The 18270-nt window shown below is 73.2% G+C and carries 13 protein-coding genes; 5 read left to right on the top strand and 8 right to left on the bottom strand.

Features of this window, described 5'->3' with window-relative positions; genetic code table 11:
* Positions 1–24 precede the first annotated feature (24 nt).
* From acs to AC4MBH_RS00665, 5 genes are all read right to left on the bottom strand, one after another.
* A complete protein-coding gene (acs, locus tag AC4MBH_RS00645; protein ID WP_491792393.1) occupies positions 25–2013 on the bottom strand; it encodes an acetate--CoA ligase in 1989 nt (662 codons plus the stop codon).
* 133 nt (positions 2014–2146) lie between these two features.
* A complete protein-coding gene (locus tag AC4MBH_RS00650; RefSeq protein ID WP_491792394.1) occupies positions 2147–3766 on the bottom strand; it encodes a monocarboxylic acid transporter in 1620 nt (539 codons plus the stop codon).
* On the bottom strand, positions 3766–4089 hold the full coding sequence (locus tag AC4MBH_RS00655; protein WP_491792395.1) for a DUF485 domain-containing protein: 324 nt from the start codon (positions 4087–4089) through the stop codon (positions 3766–3768). The genes AC4MBH_RS00650 and AC4MBH_RS00655 overlap by 1 nt, the downstream gene beginning before the upstream one ends.
* A 904-nt stretch (positions 4090–4993) precedes the next feature.
* Positions 4994–6487: a M1 family metallopeptidase gene (locus tag AC4MBH_RS00660; protein WP_491792396.1), complete on the bottom strand. Its 1494-nt coding sequence runs from the start codon at positions 6485–6487 to the stop codon at positions 4994–4996.
* Complete coding sequence (locus AC4MBH_RS00665; RefSeq protein ID WP_491792397.1) at positions 6484–7077, bottom strand: RNA polymerase sigma factor; 594 nt, start codon at positions 7075–7077, stop codon at positions 6484–6486. The genes AC4MBH_RS00660 and AC4MBH_RS00665 overlap by 4 nt, the downstream gene beginning before the upstream one ends.
* 41 nt (positions 7078–7118) lie before the next feature.
* Here AC4MBH_RS00665 and AC4MBH_RS00670 point away from each other — a divergent pair, with 41 nt between their 5' ends.
* A complete protein-coding gene (locus AC4MBH_RS00670; protein ID WP_491792398.1) occupies positions 7119–8651 on the top strand; it encodes a serine/threonine-protein kinase in 1533 nt (510 codons plus the stop codon).
* Positions 8652–8676: 25 nt separating this feature from the next.
* Here AC4MBH_RS00670 and AC4MBH_RS00675 read toward each other — a convergent pair whose 3' ends face one another.
* Complete coding sequence (locus AC4MBH_RS00675) at positions 8677–9363, bottom strand: hypothetical protein (protein WP_491792399.1); 687 nt, start codon at positions 9361–9363, stop codon at positions 8677–8679.
* 50 nt (positions 9364–9413) lie between these two features.
* Here AC4MBH_RS00675 and AC4MBH_RS00680 point away from each other — a divergent pair, with 50 nt between their 5' ends.
* From AC4MBH_RS00680 to AC4MBH_RS00690, 3 genes are all read left to right on the top strand, one after another.
* Positions 9414–10919, top strand: a complete 1506-nt coding sequence (locus AC4MBH_RS00680; protein ID WP_491792400.1) for an amidohydrolase — start codon at positions 9414–9416, stop codon at positions 10917–10919.
* Positions 10920–10991: 72 nt separating this feature from the next.
* Positions 10992–11498 (top strand): SigE family RNA polymerase sigma factor, encoded by a 507-nt coding sequence (locus AC4MBH_RS00685; RefSeq protein ID WP_491792401.1) that lies wholly within the window; start codon positions 10992–10994, stop codon positions 11496–11498.
* Entirely contained in the window at positions 11495–12700 is a 1206-nt protein-coding gene (locus tag AC4MBH_RS00690; protein ID WP_491792402.1) for a PASTA domain-containing protein, read from the top strand. The genes AC4MBH_RS00685 and AC4MBH_RS00690 overlap by 4 nt, the downstream gene beginning before the upstream one ends.
* Before the next feature lie 76 nt (positions 12701–12776).
* On the opposite strand, the gene AC4MBH_RS00695 is transcribed toward AC4MBH_RS00690, so the two are convergent.
* Positions 12777–16688, bottom strand: coding sequence for an Ig-like domain repeat protein (locus tag AC4MBH_RS00695; RefSeq protein ID WP_491792403.1), 3912 nt, complete (start codon positions 16686–16688; stop codon positions 12777–12779).
* Between the two features lie 348 nt (positions 16689–17036).
* Here AC4MBH_RS00695 and AC4MBH_RS00700 point away from each other — a divergent pair, with 348 nt between their 5' ends.
* On the top strand, positions 17037–17240 hold the full coding sequence (locus tag AC4MBH_RS00700; RefSeq protein WP_134738871.1) for a cold-shock protein: 204 nt from the start codon (positions 17037–17039) through the stop codon (positions 17238–17240).
* A gap of 84 nt (positions 17241–17324) precedes the next feature.
* Here the strand turns inward: AC4MBH_RS00700 and AC4MBH_RS00705 are convergent, their stop codons facing one another.
* Positions 17325–18245: an SGNH/GDSL hydrolase family protein gene (locus AC4MBH_RS00705; protein WP_491792404.1), complete on the bottom strand. Its 921-nt coding sequence runs from the start codon at positions 18243–18245 to the stop codon at positions 17325–17327.
* Between the last annotated feature and the right edge of the window lie 25 nt (positions 18246–18270).

An 18270-nucleotide genomic window follows, 5' to 3' on the forward strand; every position in this document is an offset into this window, starting at 1 on the left:
TGGCGGCCCGCCTCCCGTCGCCGGTCAGTCCTCGCCCTTGCCCCGGTCGAGGCCGGAGGAGATGAGGTCCATCACCGAGGAGTCGGCCAGGGTGGTGACGTCGCCGACCTCGCGGTGCTCGGCGACGTCCTTGAGCAGGCGGCGCATGATCTTGCCGGAGCGGGTCTTGGGCAGCTCGGGGACGATCATGATCTGCCTCGGCTTGGCGATCGGGCCGATCTGGGTGCGGACGTGGGCGCGCAGCTCCTCGACGATGTCGGCGCCACCGTCTCCGGCCTCGTCGCGGAGCATCACGAACGCGACGACGGCCTGGCCGGTGTCCTCGTCCTTGGCGCCCACGACGGCGGCCTCGGCGACCTTGGGGTGGGACACCAGGGCCGACTCGATCTCGGTGGTGGAGAGCCGGTGGCCCGAGACGTTCATGACGTCGTCGACGCGGCCGAGGACCCACAGGTCGCCGTCGGAGTCCTTCTTGGCCCCGTCGCCGGCGAAGTACCAGCCCTGCTCGGCGTACTTCGACCAGTAGGTGTCCCTGAAGCGTTCGTCGTCGCCCCAGATCGTGCGCAGCATCGCCGGCCACGGCTCGGTGAGCACGAGGTAGCCGCCGGAGCCGTCGGGCACCGACTGCCCCTCCTCGGTGACCACGTCGGCGGCGATGCCGGGGATCGGGATCATCGCCGAGCCGGGCTTGCCGTGGGTGACGCCGGGCAGCGGGCTGATCATGATCATCCCGGTCTCGGTCTGCCACCAGGTGTCGACGACGGGGGTGCGGTCGCCGCCGATGACGTGGCGGTACCAGACGTAGGCCTCGGGGTTGATCGGCTCACCGACCGAGCCGAGGATCCGCAGGCTCGACATGTCCTGGCGGTCGGGGATCTCGCGGCCCTGCTTCATGAACGAGCGGATCGCGGTCGGGGCGGTGTAGAAGATCGACACCTTCTTCTCGGCGATCACCTGCCACCACCGGCCCCGCTCGGGGCTGTCGGGGGTGCCCTCGTAGAGCACCTGCGTGGTGCCGTTGGCCAGCGGCCCGTAGACGATGTAGGAGTGGCCGGTGACCCACCCGATGTCGGCGGTGCACCAGTAGACGTCGGTCTCGGGCTTGAGGTCGAAGACCGCCCAGTGCGTGTACGCCGCCCCGGTCAGGTAGCCGCCCGTGGTGTGCAGGATGCCCTTGGGCTTGCCGGTGGTGCCGGAGGTGTACATGACGTAGAGCGGGTGCTCGGAGTCGAACGCCTCGGGCGTGTGCTCGGTCGAGGCCGACTCGACGGCGTCGTGCCACCACACGTCGACGGCGTCGTCCCACCCGCCGTCGCCGAGGTCCTGGCCGGTGCGCCGGACCACGAGCACCTTCTCGACCGTGTGGCCCTGGGCCGCGGTCTTGGCGCGCGCCTCGTCGACGGCCGGCTTCAGCGCCGACGGGGCGCCGCGCCGGTAGCCGCCGTCGGCCGTGACGACCACCTTGGCCTGGCAGTCCACGATCCGCGAGGACAAGGCGTCGGAGGAGAACCCGCCGAAGACCACCGTGTGCGGGGCGCCGATGCGGGCGCACGCCAGCATCGCCACGATCGCCTCGGGGATCATCGGCATGTAGATCGCCACCCGGTCACCGGTCGCGACGCCGAGGTCGGTCAGCGCGTTGGCCGCCTGGGAGACGAGGTCCTTGAGGTCGGCGTAGGTGATGGTCCGCTCGTCGCCGACGGGCTCGCCGACGAAGTGGAAGGCGACCTTGTCACCGCGTCCCTCCTCGACGTGCCGGTCGACGCAGTTGTACGCCGCGTTGAGGCGGCCGCCGACGAACCACTTCGCGAACGGCGGGTCGTCCCAGTCCAGGACGCGGTCCCACCTGGTCGCCCAGGTCAGCCGCTCGGCCTGCTCGGCCCAGAACGCCTCGCGGTCGGACGCGGCGCGCTCGTAGGCCTCCTCCTTGAGGTTGGCCTCGGCGACCAGCTCGGCCGGCGGCTCGAAGCGCCGGTCCTCCTGCAACAGGTTCGAGAGGGTCTCTTCGCTCACGGTGTCTCCTCCGGTTCGGGGCGTTCTCACAGTAGGGCGACCGGCCCGGCCTGACGACCCCGGTGGCGGGGTCCGGCCGGGCCGGACGGACGACGTCGGCCCGCCGCCGCAGCGACGGGCCGACGTCGCGGGGTCAGTGCGCGACAGCCTTCTCGGACCCGGCGCCGGTCAGGGCCCGGACCTCGAGCTCGGTGTAGCGGTCCTCGGCCGCCGGCTCACGCTTGGAGAGCGTGCCGATGATGCCGAGCAGGAAGCCGAGCGGGATCGAGACCAGGCCGGGGTTCTCCAGCGGGAACCACGAGATGTCGATGCTGGTCGGCAGCAGGGAGAGGTTGTCACCCGTCTCGGGGTCGACCCCCTTGCCCGACATGACCGGCGAGAAGATGACCAGCCCCACGGCCGAGATCAGGCCGCCGTAGATGCTCCAGAGCGCCCCGCGGGTGTTGAAGCGCCGCCAGAACATGTTGAGCACGATCGTCGGCAGGTTGGCCGAGGCCGCGACCGCGAAGGCGAGCGCCACGAGGAAGGCGATGTTGAGGCTCTGGGCGGGGATCGCCAGGAGGATGGCGACCAGCCCGATGGCGGCGGCCGCGTAGCGGGTCACCTTGATCTCCTCCTTCTCGGTGGCCTTCCCCTTCTTGATCACGTTGTTGTAGACGTCGTGCGCCACCGAGGCCGACGACGTCAGCGTCAGCCCGGCCACCACCGCGAGGATGGTCGCGAAGGCGACCGCCGCGATCAGCGCCAGCAGGATCGCGCCGCCGGTGGAGCCGGCTCCACCGCCGACCTCCTCGGCGAGGCGGGGAGCGGCCAGGTTGCCGGACTTGTCGAGCGTGCCGGTGTCGAGCAGGGCGGCCGCACCGAAGCCGAGCACCAGCGTGAAGAGGTAGAACACGCCGATCAGGCCGATGGCCCACAGCACCGACTTGCGGGCGTCCCGCGCGGTGGGGACGGTGTAGAAGCGGATGAGGATGTGCGGCAGGCCCGCGGTGCCCAGCACCAGCGCGAGGCCGAGGCTGATGAAGTCGAGCTTGCTGGTCAGCGTGGCGCCGTACTTCAGCCCCGGCTCGAGGAACGCCTGGCCCTTGCCGCTGTTGTCGGCGGCGGCGCCCAGGAGGCTCGAGAGGTTGAAGTCGAACTGGGCCAGCACCAGCACCACGATCAGGGCCGACCCGGTCATCAGCAGCACGGCCTTGACGATCTGGACCCAGGTCGTGCCCTTCATGCCGCCGACGGTGACGTAGAAGATCATCAGCGCACCGACGCCGAAGATCACGATGTTCTTGATCGCCTGGCTCTCGACCCCGAGGAGCAGCGCCACCAGGGTGCCGGCACCGACCATCTGGGCGAGCAGGTAGAAGATCGAGACCACGACGGTCGAGGTGGCCGCCGCCATCCGGACCGGCTTCTGCTTCATCCGGAACGCCAGCTGGTCGGCCATCGTGAACCGGCCGGCGTTGCGCAGCATCTCGGCGACCAGCAGCAGGGCCACGAGCCAGGCCACCAGGAAGCCGATGGAGTAGAGGAAGCCGTCGTAGCCGGAGAGCGCGATGATGCCGGAGATGCCGAGGAACGACGCCGCCGACATGTAGTCGCCGCCGATGGCGAGACCGTTCTGCAGCGGCGAGAACGAGCGCCCGCCGGCGTAGAAGTCGGACGTGCCGGACGTCGTCCGGCTGGCCCGGACGGTGATGCCGATCGTCAGCGCGACGACGGCGAGGAACAAGACGGTGGTGAGCACCTGGTCGTCCATCAGCGCTTGCCCTCCTCGTACTCGGCGTTGAGCTTCTCGGCGAGCGGGTCGAGCCGCGCCGTGGAGTAGCGGCTGTAGAGGTAGGCGATGAGGAACGTCGTCACGAACTGCAGCAGCCCGAAGACCAGCGCGACGTTGACGTTGCCGACGACCTTGGTGCCCATGAAGTCGTTGGCCCAGTTGGACATCACGACGTAGAGCAGGAACCACGCGAGGAACGCCGCGGTGGCCGGGAGCACGAACGAGCGGTAGCGGCGGCGGAGCTCGATGAAGTCCGCCGAGGCCTGCAGGGAGTCGTAGACAGGGTCGTGGCGTGCCGCCACGTCGTGCGGAGGGTGGGTGTCTTTCGCCATCGGGGTCGGCGCCTTTCGAGGGTCGGTCGTGACGCCCGTCACGTTAGGAGTGACCCCCGCGACCCGTCAGCGCCGGACGACGTCCCTGCGCCGGGCGGGGACGCCGCTGCGGTGAGCGGTGCGAATCGAGCGACGAACGGCGACCCCTGGGCCAGCCGAAGGAGCCCGGCCACGGGATGGGGTGGGTTGGGCGACGAGGCCGGCCACGGGATGGGTACGGCGGTCGACGGTGGTTGAGGAGGCCGGCCACGGGATGGGTGGGGTGGCCGACGGTGGTTGAGGAGGCCGGCCACGGCCGTCTCGAAACCAGCCAGCGCGGGGACGGCGGCCGACGGTGGTTGAGGAGGCCGGCCACGGCCGTCTCGAAACCACCAGGGGTGAGGCTCACCGCCGGTGGGTGGGCTGCGGGGGTTTCGAGACAGGCGCTAGCGCGCCTTCCTCAACCAGCGTGGGTGACGGCGGTCGACGGTGGTGGAGGAGGCCGGCCACGGGATGGGTGGGGTGGCTGACGGTGGCTGAGGAGGCCGGCCACGGCCGTCTCGAAACCACCAGGGTGGGGCTCACCGTCGGTGGGTTGGCTGCGGGGGTTTCGAGACAGGCGCTAGCGCGCCTTCCTCAACCAGCGTGGGTGACGGCGGTCGACGGTGGTTGAGGAGGCAGGCCACGGGATGGGTGGGGTGGCTGACGGTGGTTGAGGAGGCCGGCCGCGGCCGTCTCGAAACCACCAGGGTGGGGCTCACCGTCGGTGGGTTGGCTGCGGGGGTTTCGAGACAGGCGCTAGCGCGCCTTCCTCAACCAGCGTCGGTGACGGTGGGCTGGCGCGGGGTTTCGCGACAGGCGCTGGCTCGCCTTCCTCGACCTGCGTGGGTGGCGGTCAGGAGAGTGGGGGTGTGGTCTCGCCGAGGAGCCAGGCGTCGTAGAAGTCGTCGAGCTGCTCGCCGGTCGTCTCCTCGAGGAAGGCCAGCAGGGTCTCGCGATCGCTGCTGCGGTTGTCCTGCTCGGCCGGCCAGCCGCGGGCGACCTCCCAGAAGACGTCGTCGCCGACCATCTGGCGCAGCTCGTGCCACAGGAACGCGCCGGAGTAGTAGACGTTGGAGCTGGCGAACTCCGCCGGGTCGTAGGCGCCCGGTGGGCCGGACTCGGCGCGGTAGTCGGCCTCGGAGCGGACGTAGGACTCCAGGTAGGCGTCGTCGGGGACGCCCTGCTGCTCGGCCTCCCACAGCAGCTGCAGGTAGGTGGCCATGCCCTCGTTCATCCACAGGTCGCGCCAGTCGGCCGGGGTGACCTGGTCGCCCCACCAGTGGTGCGCGAGCTCGTGGAGCACCACGGCCGGGCTCGTGGCGTACGACGTGGTGCCGAGCGTGATCATGGTCTGGGTCTCCATGCCGCTCTGGGAGTCGACCAGCAGGATGCCGGCGGTGTCGAAGGGGTAGGGCCCGAGGCGCTCCTCGAGCCACGTCATCGCGGCCGGCGTGCTGCGCAGGCCCGCGTCGACCGGGGTGCCGCGGAAGGTCCAGTAGGTGATCGGCACCCCGCCGGGCCCGGTGTCCTCGGTCTTCTCGTAGTCGCCGAACGCCAGCGTGACCAGGTACGACGCCGCCGGCTCGGCCAGGCGGTACGACGTGGTGTGGACGCCGTCGGCCTCCTCGTCGCCGACCTGCTCGCCGTTGGCGACCCCGGTCCACGGCGCGGGGACGTGCAGGGTGAAGTCGTAGAGCGCCTTGTCGGAGGGCTGGTCGTTGACGGCGTACCAGGTGTGGGCGCCGAAGGGTTCCTGCATCGTCCAGGTCTGGTGCTCGGCGTCGATCGTGAAGCCCACCGTCCCGAAGTCGCCCCGCGTGGTGGGCGCCGCGACGGGCTCGGGCGTGCCGGCGTAGGAGACGACCAGCTCGTAGCGCTCGTCGGCGACGACGGGGTGGTCGACGAGCAGGTCCTTGCCGTCGTGGTCGAAGTCGACCTCGTCGCCGTCGACGGTGACGCTGTCGACCTCGAGCGGCTCGCCGAGGTCGAGCTGGAACCCGTCGTCGTCCTCGGTGGAGCGGAAGGTCAGGGTCTCGACGCCGGTCAGGGTGTCGGTCTCGGGGTCCCAGGTGAGGTCGAGGTCGTAGTGCAGCGCGTCGACGCCGGGGTCGCCGACGTCGGGGTAGACGGAGTCCTCGACCGGCTCGCTGACCGCGAGGTCGAGGTCGTCGGGCGCGTCGGGGGTCTCGGACGGCGCCGTCGACCCGGACGACTGCTCGGACGACGGCTCGGACGACGGCTCGGACGGCGACGGGGCCGGCCCGCCCCGGTCGTCGTCGCCGCAGCCGGCGAGCACGGCTGCGACCAGCAGCGCGCCCGCGAGCCCGTGCCGGGCCCGGCGGGTCACTCCTGGCCCCGCAGCAGCGGGCGGGCGAGCTTGCGGCCGTGGTGGATCTGGGCCTTGATCGTGCCGAGCGGGACGCCGACCAGCTCGGCGATCTCGTCGTAGGCCATGCCGTAGACGTCGCGCAGCAGCAGCGGCTCGACGTACTGCGGGTGGTCGCGCTCGATCGTCTCCATCGCCTCGAGCAGGTCGAGGCGGGTGCCGGCGATGACGCTGGTGGTGCGCGGGTCGGGCTTCTCGCTGAGCGCGTTGTGCTCGGTGGGGTCGTACGCCGTGGCCTGGTTCTTCATCCGGCGGTAGGTCGTGCGGGCGCTGTTGACGGCCACGACGTGGGTCCAGGTGGTGAAGCGCCCGCGGCCGCCCCAGGAGCCGATCTTGGTGGCGATGTTGAGCAGCGCCTCCTGGCAGGCGTCCTCGGCGTCGGGGGTGTAGGGGAGCACCCCGCGGCAGACGTTGAGGGTGCGGGGGCGGATGGCCGTGAGCACCTCCTCGAGCGCGGCCTGGTCGCCGTCGCGCGCGCGGCGGGCGAGGTCGTCGATCTCGTCGGGGGTGGGATCGGCGCCGTCGGCCCGTCCGTGTGTCTGCACAGCCATGCCCCCCACCCTTCCCAGGTCGGGTCGAAGATAATGCACCCGTGCCCGACTCCCCGCCGCCGCCGTCGAGCGGCCCGAGCCACCTCGGCCGCTACGCCGTGCGGCGCCGCATCGGTAGCGGTGGGTTCGCGACGGTCTGGCTGGGCTACGACGAGCGCCTCGACGCCCCGGTGGCGGTCAAGGTGCTCGCCGACAACTGGTCCGAGCAGCACGAGGTGCGCACCCGGTTCGTCGAGGAGGGGCGCTACCTGCGGCGGGTCGAGTCGCCCCACGTCGTCCCGGTGTACGACGCCGGCACGCTCGACGACGGTCGCCCCTACCTGGTGATGGCCTACGCCGACCAGGGCACCCTCGCCGACCGGCTCGAGAGCGGCGGGGTGACCGTGCCGCAGGCGCTCGAGGTGGTCGCGCAGGTGGGTGCCGGTCTGCAGGCGCTGCACGACCGCGGCATCCTGCACCGCGACGTCAAGCCGGCCAACGTGCTCTTCCGGACCGTCGACCCCGGCGCCGGGCCCGACGGCGTCCGCGCGATGGTCGGCGACCTCGGCCTCGGCAAGGCCCTCGACGTGTCGTCGCGGCTGACCATGATCGCCGGGACGCCCGCCTACGTCGCGCCGGAGCAGGCGCAGGGGGAGCCGCCCGACGCCCGGGCCGACCAGTTCTCCCTCGGGGTGCTCACCTTCCTGCTGCTCAGCGGCCGGCTGCCGTGGCAGCACGCCAGCCTGCCGGCCGCCGCCGCGCCCTCGGAGCCCGCGGCGCTGTCGGCACCCGACCGGGAGTTCCCCGACGCCCTCGAGCAGGTGGTCCGCCGCGCGCTGGCCCACGACCGGCAGCAGCGGTGGCCGTCGGTCACGGCGTACGTCGAGGCGCTGACCGCCGCGATCGAGGCGACGCGGGGCGGTCCGGCCGCGGCCGGCTCCCGGGCCCTGCCGGTCGACCCGCACCTGACCCAGCCGGGTCCGCGACCAGCGGTGACGTCGCGGGACGAGGCGCCGACCGGCGACCGGTTGTCGCCGGTGCGTCCGCGTCGTCGGGCCCGGCTCGTCGGCGCCGCGGCCGTGGTGCTGGCGCTCGGGGTCGGACTGGGGGTGGGCTACTTCGCGCAGGAGGGGCTCGAGGACGAGCCGGTCGCCGCGCCTGTCGACGTCTCCGACGAGACCGGCACGCTTGCTGTGACGGTGCCGCCCGAGTGGGACACCGAGTCCGTCGTGGAGTGGCAGCCACCCAACGCGCAGGGCGAGTCGTTCCCGGCCCTGTCGGTCGGGACCTCCGAGGTATGGGCCGAGGAGGGGGAGGGGATCTTCGCCGGGTTGCTCCCCGGGACCGAGCTGCCCGACACCGTGCCCCAGCACGACGGGGAGTGCGACTCGGCGTCCGCCCCGAGGCCCCGGCCCGACGACCCGCTGGGTCCCACGGTGACCGTGGTCTTCTCCGGCTGCGACCGGGGTGACGTGCTCGTCGAGCGGATCGTCCAGGTCGACGCCGGCCGGTTGCTGTGGGTGCAGGTCCGGGCCCCCGACCAGGCGACGGCCACCGAGGTGGTCGAGACCCTCGACGTGAGCGTGCTCGGCTGACTCGCCGCCGGCGCTCCGCTCCGACTCAGCCGGTGCGCAGCCCGATCGACATCTCCTCCAGGAGCGCCTCCATCCCCGGCTGGTCCTTCATCCGCCCGTACACGCTGATGGTGGCGTAGGCGACCCTCGGGTCGGGCCCGGAGAAGAACCTCTCCATCGAGACCCGCTGGAACCCCTGGGAGACGTAGGTCGCGACGAACCCGTCCGCGGTCTCGTTGGTGAACTCGAGGTCGACGAAGTTGCCGTCGACCCGTGCCGACCGCATCGCCGACTGCCGTGAGCCGACGGCCCGCTCGACCGTGATCGGGGGCCCGCGGAACACGTCGACGCGGAGCCCGAAGCTGTTCTCGTCGTTGCCGTCGACCCGGTACTGCCAGCGGGCGGGGTCGTCGGCGTCGAGCGGGGCGACGTAGGTGCGGTCCCAGTCGGCGGGAGCCGGGACCGTCACCTTGCGGGCGGTCTTGCGCCCGAGGGCGTCGGGCACGACCAGCTCCTGCTCCTCGAGCTCGACCTCGAGCGGGAGCGCCGGGTCGTCCGGGTCCGGCTGGAGCTCGAGGACCGGGAGGCTCGGGTCGGACGCGCTCACCTGGGCCGGGTCGTCGAACCGCGCCCGGGACGAGGACGGGTCGTCCTGCGACGCGGCGACGGCCCAGCCTCCCGCGGCCCCGAGCACGAGCGCCACGAGCACGGCGAGCGCGACCCGGGCCTTCACAGCCGTGACCCTATGTCAGCGCGGCGCGCGGCTTGGCTACGGTCAGGCGTGTGGGGGACCTGCTGCTGCGTGACGTCCGGATCGTGCCGCTGACCGGTCCGCCCGGTGCCGGCGAGCCGGTCGACGTGCTCGTCGCCGGCGGCGTGGTCACCGCCGTGGGGGCCGGCGTCGAGCGCCCCGACGGCGTCGAGGAGGTCGCCGGGGCCGGACGCTGGCTGGTGCCCGGGCTCTGGGACCAGCACGTCCACCTCGGCCAGTGGACGCTGAGCCGTCAGCGGGTCGACACCGCCGCGGTCCGCACCCCCGAGGAGGCTCGCGCCCTGGTCGCCGCCCGCGTCGCCGAGGCGCCGGGACGGCCCGTGATCGGGTGGGGACACCGGCCCGGCACCTGGACCCGCGAGGTCACCGTCGCCGAGCTCGACGAGGTCTCGGGCGTGACGCCGGTGGTGCTCATCGCCGGCGACGCCCATCACGCCTGGCTCAACAGCGCCGCGCTGGCCGGGCTCGGCCTCGGGGCGCGCGACGAGGTGGTGCGCGAGAACGAGTGGTTCGCGGCGTACGAGCTGCTGACCCGGCTCACCGGCGAGGCCGGCGACGGGCCGGAGGCCTACCGGTCGTCGCTGGAGGACGCGGCGGCGCTGGGCGTCGTCGGGCTGGCCGACCTGGAGTTCTCCGGCGGCGTCGAGGACTGGCGGGCGCGCTGGGCGGCGGGCTGCGACCTGCTGCGCGTGCGGATGGCGTCGTACGCCGACCGCCTGGAGTCGGTGATCGCGGCCGGGCTGCGCACCGGCGCCCCGCTCGTGGAGGGCGACGACCGGCTGGTGATGGGGTCGCTGAAGATCATCAGCGACGGCTCGCTCAACACGCGGACCGCCTGGTGCTGCGAGCCGTACGCCGACGGCGACCGCCTCGCGCACCCCACCGGCGCCGCCAACCTGCCCCCGCACGAGCTGTCGGCGCTGCTCGCGCGGGCCCACATGTCGGGGCTGCACGTGGCCACGCACGCGATCGGCGACGCGGCGGTGGGGGCGGCCCTCGACGCCTACACCACCACCGGCGCCCTGGGCTCGGTCGAGCACGCCCAGCTGGTGGCCCGCGACGACGTCCCCCGGATCGCCGCGCTGGGGCTGCGGGCCTCGGTGCAGCCGGCCCACCTGCTCGACGACCGCGACCTGACCGAGCTGATCTGGCCGGGCCGCGGCGACCGGTCCTTCGCCTTCCGGTGGATGCTCGACGCCGGCGTCCGGCTCGTGCTCGGCTCCGACGCCCCGGTGTCGCCGCTGGACCCCTGGCTCGCGATGGCGGCCGCGGTGCACCGCAGCGCCGATGACCGCGACGCCTGGCACCCCGAGCACGCCCTGACCCCGCAGGAGGCGCTGGCCGCCTCGGTCGACGAGCAGCCGACGGTCGGCGTCGGGTCGGTCGGCGACCTCGCGCTGCTCGACGCCGACCCGCTGGCCCCCACGTCCTCGGCCCGGGAGGCCGCCGACGCGCTGCGTCGGGTGTCGGTCGCCCTGACGGTGGTCGGGGGACGGGTCGTGCACCGGGCGTCGTAGTCCGCCCGGCGCGGCAACGGGCCGGGAACCGGACGTCGGGACCACCTCGTCGCAGGAGTGAGGGGGTGCGCCGTGGACGGTCGGCAGGTCGCTGAGTTCGACGACTTCGTCGTCGCGCGCTGGGCACGGCTGGTCCGCGCCGCGATCCTGCTCGGCTGCAGCCCGCACGAGGCCGAGGACGTCGTCCAGACCGCCCTCACCAAGTGCCTGCTCCGATGGGGCCGGGTCCGCCGGGCCGACGACCGCGACGCCTACGTGCACCGGATGGTGGTCAACACCTTCATCGACAGCCGCCGACGGCGCTGGCACGGGGAGCAGCCCACCGCCGAGCTGCCCGACGTCGTCGCGGCCGACGGCACCGCGCAGGTGCACCAGCGCGAGGTCGTCGACCGGTCCCTGGCGGCGCTGACGGCCGACCAGCGGGTCGCGATCGTCCTGCGCTACCACCTCGACCTGTCCGAGACGCAGATGGCAGCCGTGCTCGACGTCGCGCCCGGCACCGTCAAGAGCCGGCTCTCCCGGGCCCTCGCGCGGCTCGCCGACGACCCGCAGCTCGCCGACCTGAGGAGCACGACGTGACCGAGGAACGCCTGCCCGACCTGCTCCACCAGCGCGTGCTGGACGAGCCCGTCGGCGCACCGCCGCTGGCCGCCATCCACCGCACCGCCGCCCGCCGCCGGAGGGGCCGACGGGCTGCCGTCGGTGCCGCTGCCGCGGTCGCCCTGGGAGCCGGGGCGGTCGCGGTCGTGAGCGACTCCCGCCCGTCGGACCGGGACGGCGTCCCGCCGGCCGCGACGGCGACGGCACCGTCCCCGGACGCCGACGCCCCACCGCCGGGCTTCCGGTGGGTGGGGGACGGGCAGGTGGTCGTGGCCGTGCCCGACGGCTGGGCGACCAACGCGCTCCAGTGCGGGACGCCGCAGCGCGACACCGCGATCGTCGACCAGGGCGCGATCTGCCAGGCCCTGGTCCCCTTCCCGCCCCGGACCAGCGCGGTGGAGGTCCGGCCCCGCTACCCGATCGACGACCGTGACGACTACACCGAGACCGACGTCGACGGCGAGCGCGCGCTGCTGGGTCCGGTCGAGTGCAGCGACGCCGACGGGTTCCAGCCCGCGGTGTGCCGCCAGGTCCTGGTCCTGCCCGAGCGCGACGTCGTCGTCGAGGCCGAGTCGAGCCGCGGACGCCAGGCACTCTCCGAGATCCTCGGCCGGGTGGCGCTCCTCGACCGCGACGTCGCCGTCCCCGGCTTCTCGGTCCTGGCGTCCGCCCGGCAGGGCGGCTCGGGGGCGGCGTACGCCAGGGCGCTCCGAGCGGCCGAGCTGGACGTCGAGGTGCGCACGGAGGTGCAGCGCGGGGCCCCGCCCGGCTACGTGCTCGACGCGGTCCCGAGCCCGGGCACCGTCGTCGAGCCCGGCACGACCGTGACGGTGACCGTGGTCGCCGAGCCCGCGGGTCCCGGCGACGAGGTCGTGCTGGGCATGGCCGGTGAGCGCGGGGCGGAGTCGGTCGACCTGTCCGACGAACGGCTCCGGACCGACCCGACCGTCCGGCTGCGGGTCGGTGACCGACTCTGGGCCTACGCCCACGGCAAGCGGTCGCAGACCTTCGCCACGGCGACCACCGGCGGGGCGCTGGAGGTCGACGGCTGGGTCGAGGGTCCCAACTACCCCAGCTCGTGGAACGCCGTCCGACCCGGCACCACGACGGTCCAGCTGTCCATCGAGGTCGACGGTCGGCCGCTCCGCCTCGCGACGGTGACGGTGGAGGTGGCGGCCTGACGGGGCCGTCCCCGCAGACGACTCCGGCGCGCGTCGCGGGTGAGCGACGCGCGCCGGAGGCGGTGGTGGGAGGTGGTCAGCGGGTGAGCCTCACCTCGACGACCTTGCGGTCGCCGCCCTCGAGCGCGATCGTCAGGTCGGCCTGCACCTGCGGGCGCTTCTTGAGCAGCTGACGCGCCTGCGCGGTCAGCCAGATCTTGACGACGGGCGACTGGCCGCCCCTGGCCGCGATGCGTCCCTGGCCGAGCAGGCGACCGCCGACCCGGAGCTTGACGGTGCCCTCGCACCGCACGCCCGCGGGGCCGCAGGTCATCCGGACCACGCCGTGGCGGCGGTGGGCCGCCGCGTCGACGACCTTGGGCACGACCTGCACCGCGGGACGCGGCCGGGGCCGGACCACGAGACGGGCGGTGCCCGTGCCGGCGGCGACCTCGTCGTCGCCGGTGTACGACGCCGTCAGCGTGCGCCCACCGGCCGTGGCCCAGGGGCCCGCCTGCAGGGTGACGCTGCCGTCGACGAGCGTGCCGACCCACTGCCGGTCGCCGTCGGAGAGCGTGACCTCACCGGTGGGCGTGTGGCCCTCGGCGGTGACGGTGACGGTGACCGCGGTCCGGTCGCCGACCCGCACGGTGCCGGGCTCGGCCACGACGGTGACGGTCGAGGCCACCGGGTCGGGGTCGGGAACGTCCGTGATGGTCAGGGTGGCGGTGCCGTTGCCGGCGGCGACGGTGCTGCTGCCGGCGTAGCTGGCGGTGAGCTCACGGGTGCCCGCCTTGGTGTACGGCCCGACGGTGAAGGTGGCGGTGCCGTTGTCCAGGTTCTGGACGGTGCCGACGACGTCGCCGTCGTCGCGCAGGGTCACCTCGCCGGCGGGCGTGGTGCCCTGGGCGGACACGGTGACGGTGACGGTCGAGGTCTGGCCGACCTGGACCGAGCCGGGGTTGGCGGTCACGGTGACCGTCGAGGCGACCGGCTCGGGGACCGGGACGACGGTCAGCGTGCCGGTGCCGTTGCCGGCGGCGACGGTGCTGCTGCCGGCGTAGCTGGCGGCCAACGATCGGGTCCCCGCCGCGGTGTACGGCCCGGCCTCGAAGAGCGCGGTGCCGTTGACCAGGGGAGCGGTGCCGACGACCTCGCCGTTGTCGCGCAGGGTGATCATGCCGGTCGGGGTGGTGCCCTGGGCGGTGACCGTGACGCTGATCTGGGAGGTGTAGCCGACCTGGATCGTGCCGGGGTTCGCGGTGACGGTGACGGTCGACGCGACCGGTGCCGGGGTGACGGTCAGCGCGGTGGTGCCGGTGCCGGCGGCGACGGTGCTGCTGCCGGCGTAGCTGGCCGTGAGGGTGCGGCTGCCGGCCCCGGTGTAGGGCCCGACGGTGAAGGTGGCCGTGCCGTTGCTCAGCGGCTTGGCGGCGCCGACGACCTGGTTGCCGTCACGCAGGGTGACGTCACCGGTGGGCGTGGTGCCCTGGGCGGCGACGGTGACGGTGACGGTCGAGGTCTGGCCGACCTGGACCGAGCCGGGGTTGGCGGTCACGGTGACCGTCGACGCGACGGGTGCCGGGGTGACGGTCAGCGAGCCGGTGCCGGTGCCGGCGGCGACGGTGCTGCTGCCGGCGTAGGTGGCCGTGAGGGTGCGGGTGCCGGTCCCGGTGTACGGACCGACGGTGAAGGTGGCGGTGCCGTTGCTCAGGGGCTTGGCGGTGCCGACGACCTCGCCGTTGTCACGCAGCGTGACCTCGCCGGTGGGCGTGGTGCCCTGGGCGGCGACGGAGACGCTGACCGTCGAGGTCTGGCCGACCTGGACCGAGCCGGGGTTGGCGGTCACGGTGACCGTCGAGGCGACCGGCTCGGGTGCCGGGGTGACGGTCAGCGAGCCGGTGCCGGTGCTGGCGGCGACGGTGGTGCTGCCGGCGTAGGTGGCGGTGAGCGTGCGGGTGCCGGCGGCGTCGTACGGCCCGACGGTGAAGGTGGCGGCACCGTCGACCAGCGTGGCGCTGCCGACGTCGACCCCGTTGTCCTGCAGGGTGACGTCGCCGGTCGGGGTGACGCCGTCGGCGAGGACCGTGACGGTGACCGTCGAGGTCTCGCCGACCTGCACGGCGCCGGGGTTGGCGGTGATGGCGACGGTGGACTCGCCGGGCTCCGGCGGCGCCGTGACGGTCAGCGAGCCGGTGCCGGTGCCGGGGGTGACCGCGGTGTCGCCGGCGTAGGAGGCCGTGAGGGCGCGGGTGCCCGCACCGGTGTAGGGCCCGACCTCGAAGGTCGCGGCGCCGGCGACCAGCGTGGCGCTGCCCACCTCGACCCCGTCGTCCTGCAGGGTGACCTGACCGGTCGGGGTGACGCCCGGGGCGCTGACCTGGACGGTCACGGTCGAGCCCTCACCGGTCTGCACCGCTGCGGGGTCGCTCGTCACGGTGACGGTCGGCTCGACCAGGACCGGGTCGCCGACGGTGAAGGACTCGAAGCGCGCGGTCTCGGCGCCGGTGCCGTTGAAGGCGGCGAGCCCGAGGAGCGGGTCGCTGAGGCCGGTCGTGCTGTAGCCGTTGCCGACCACGGTCCAGGTGGCTCCGTCGTCGAGGGAGTAGGACCCGCGCAGGACCCCGCCGAGGGACCACAGGCGCAGGCGGACGTCGGTCTGGGCGTCGGCCGGCAGGGTGGCGGAGCCGGTGAACTGCAGGCTGTTGCTGGTGACGCGACCCAGCTCGACCTTCCAGCCGTCGGCCGGGGTCCTGATCACCGTGACCTTGCCGAAGTTGGCGGCGTTGCCGAACACGACGAGGCCGGCCTGGAGGTAGTCGTCGGTGCCGTCGATCGACACGGTGGTCTCGGTCATCCAGGTGCCGCCGGCCGGGGCCGGCTGCAGGACGACGTTCTTGGCGTTCGTCACGCCGCCGCTGAGGTCGCCGGGCTTGGCGTCGATGCGCAGGGCGCCGTCGGCCACGCGGTAGCCGGTGGTGTCCTCGTTGAGGACGGTCGTCCAGCGGCACCGGTCGAGCGCGGTGCCGTCGAAGCCGTCGTCGTCGTCGAGCGCGGGGTCGCACACGGGAGGTGCGGGCTGGCCGACGTCGAGGTGGTCGAGGTTGACGTTGCCGTCGTCACCCGAGGTGTAGCTGATCGCGACCTGGTTGGGACCGGTGGTCAGGGCCAGGTCGAGGGGGAAGTCGGCCCAGGACTTCCAGTTCGTGAACCCGGGCAGGACGATCGGCTGGGACTTGCCGTTGACGGTGAGGGTCACCTTCTTCGGGCCGGTGAACGGGTTGGGCCCGGCCGCGTAGCGCAGCGTGGCCGGGTGGTTGCCGGTCTCGGTGGCGTTCACCGTGAACGTGGCGGTCGCGCCGGGGCCGGTGAGCCCGCCGACGAAGCCGGTGCCGGTGTAGCCCGCGTGGTCGCTCGCCACGCTGGCGCCGCCCGTGAGCGTGGCGTTCTCGGCCTCGTGGCGCACCCCGACGAGGGGCGCGGCCCGGAGGTAGTCGAGGTTGAGCTGGCCGGTGTCGGAGGCCTCGCGCCGCAGCTCGACGACGTTGGAGCCGGCCTGCAGGTCGATCGGGGCCCAGACCATGCCGTAGGCGTTCCAGGCGCCGGTGCCCGGCAACGTGATCTGCCGGGCGACGCCGTTGACCTTGAGGGTCAGCGTCTTGCCGCCCCCGCCGTTGGCGTACCGGAGGATGAGGTCGTGGGTCCCGGTCGCCTCGGCGGTGACGCCCCCGGCGAGCACGCTGTTGCCGACCATGCCGAACCCGCCGACGAAGCCCCTGCCGCTGTAGCCGGCGTGCTCGGTCTGCACCGTCACACCGGTCAGGACCTGGTCCTCCGCCTCGTAGATCGTCCCGGCGGCGGCTCGGCGCTCCTCGGGAGCGGCGGCCGCGGCACCGGACGCCGGGGTGGCGGCGGCCATCCCGGTGGCGAGGGCGACGGCCAGCCCGCCGGCGAGCAGCCGCCGGAGGCGGCTCCCTCGCGATGACTGCTGGGTCAGAGATGAGGACACGTCGGACGCCCTTCCGCGGTAGTGACGGCGATCACACAGAACTTCCGATCATCATCGTGCCGGGGGCGGGACTTTTGCTCGGGAACCGTCAAAACTCCCCGCACTGGTCTAGCCGGGCGGCCGGAGCCGCCGCCGAGGGCGGACATGACCCCCCGAAACTGCGTTTCCTCCGGGGATGTACTACGCTCGGTCTTGTTGAAGGGACGGCTCTCGGGTCGTCCTCGCCGCGCACAAATTCGCGGCTTGTATCTCGTACTCCTGGTCTTCGGTTCGCTGGACATCAGCACGGTGGATGTCTTCAGCACCCCGGGAGCACAGTGCTCCCGGAACCTAAGAAGGGAACACATCATGGCTCAGGGCACTGTCAAGTGGTTCAACGCTGAGAAGGGCTTCGGCTTCATCGCCCAGGACGGCGGCGGCGAGGACGTGTTCGTCCACTTCTCCGCGATCCAGACCAGCGGCTACAAGTCGCTCGACGAGAACCAGAAGGTCGAGTTCGACCTCGCCCAGGGCCCCAAGGGTCCCCAGGCTGAGAACGTCCGCGTCTCCTGACGCGATGAAGGGCCCCGACCGCGCTGCGGTCGGGGCCCTTCGTGCGTCCGGGCCCCGAACCGGACGCCCGGCGCGCCCACGCGCTCAGAGCGCGGCGAGCACCAGCTCGGCGACGGCGGTCTGCTCGGCGGGGTAGGGGTGCAGCCCGGCGGCGCGGTTGTCCTTGCCGCGGATGCCGGCGACCCAGGGCTCCTCGGCGCAGATGTCGTGGCCCTGGCTGGCGGCGACGAGGTCGACGTACTCCGCGCCGGCGGCCGTGCCGCCCGTCCGGACGGCCTTGGCCAGGCGGAGGTTGAGGTCGAGGGTGTAGGCGTAGTCGCCCACGGCCAGTGGCAGGCGGGGGCGGCAGGTGCCCTCGCTCGGGAGGATCTGCGGGTAGCCGACGAGCAGGATGCGCGCACCGGGCGCGCGATCGGCGATCGCGGCGACGACCTCGCGGACGTTGGCGCGGATCTTGCCGAGGTGGCGGTGCAGGCGGTCGCGGCCGGCGGCGTTGGTGTTGGCCTCGCGGCACGGGGCGCCCTGCACGTCGCGGTCGGCCACCTCGAGGCAGTCGAAGATCATCTGGGTGAAGAAGGTGAAGTCGTTGGCGCCGATGCCGACAGTGACCAGGTCGGTCTCGGGCGTCAGTGCCTCGAGCTGCGGCGGCTGGGTCGTGCTGGTGAACCGCTGCGGCGCGAAGACGTGGCGCGTCGAGGCCCCCGAGCAGCTGACGTCGTCGACCTCGACGTCGAGCTCGGTGGCCACCAGCGTCGGGTAGTTCTGGTCCGAGCGCAGGCAGTCGTCGATGACCAGGTCGTCGTCGAGCGGGAACAGCGGCGCCGCGGTGTAGGAGTCGCCCATCGCGACGTAGCGGTCGACGTCGTCGGTGCCGGTCACGGCCTCGGGACGGTCCGGCTCGGCGGGACGCTCGCCCGACCCGGCCTCGGCGGCGCAGCCGGCGACGAGGACGACCAGCGCGGACGCCAGGAGCAGGCGCGCGGCAGCGAGGGGGCGAGCGAGCACGGGTGACAGGGTACGAGGTCGCCCG

The organism is Nocardioides sp. WJ219 (assembly GCF_058559815.1).

Excerpts from the sequence above, each read along its gene's own strand:
- AC4MBH_RS00650 (WP_491792394.1), bottom strand. The coding sequence starts at position 3,766 with ATGGACGACCAGGTGCTCACCACCGTCTTGTTCCTCGCCGTCGTCGCG.
- AC4MBH_RS00665 (WP_491792397.1), bottom strand. The coding sequence starts at position 7,077 with ATGGCTGTGCAGACACACGGACGGGCCGACGGCGCCGATCCCACCCCC.
- AC4MBH_RS00700 (WP_134738871.1), top strand. The coding sequence starts at position 17,037 with ATGGCTCAGGGCACTGTCAAGTGGTTCAACGCTGAGAAGGGCTTCGGC.